The sequence below is a fragment of the Corynebacterium sp. HMSC071F07 genome (assembly GCF_001810285.1).
Classification (GTDB): Bacteria; Actinomycetota; Actinomycetes; order Mycobacteriales; family Mycobacteriaceae; genus Corynebacterium; species Corynebacterium simulans.
In genome coordinates, this window is the sequence record NZ_KV800695.1 from 1 (window position 1) to 490 (window position 490).

The following is a 490-nucleotide window of genomic DNA, read 5'->3' on the forward strand; positions in this document are numbered from 1 at the left end:
CAGGTATTCAAAACATTCCTCAACGAGAAAACACCCGTGCCAAAAGAACGCCGAACACTCAATAACCAGTGGGAATGGACTCATCTGCGAATACGCAAAGCCTACAACTCACTGCTGCACCTATCGCGCAACAATTGGTTGTTTACTTACCTTAAGCCACCACCGAATGCGCTTGATCCTAAACGCTGGGCTTCAACGACAAACAGTCTTGAAGGCGGCATAAACGCCCAGCTCAAACGCATCGCCGATGCGCACCGAGGCAGGTCAGGGGAACGCCAACGAAAAATGCTCGAGTGGTACCTCCACACCAAAAAGCAACTGCCTGACGATCCGCTAAATATCGCCAGGCAGTGCAATTATGGCCAAGATCAACTCGCCAAAGTCAACTATCTTGCCGAAGAAGACCACAACAAAGCCGACCAAGAAACAGGCCGACCAGCCTTCTACGACAACGCTATCCCAACCGAGTACGAACACTCGATAGGAATCA

General features: G+C 50.6%; 1 pseudogene. It reads left to right on the forward strand.

The features are described 5' to 3' along the window. A pseudogene (locus tag HMPREF2724_RS02970) lies at positions 1-490 on the forward strand (IS256 family transposase); the annotation flags it as partial.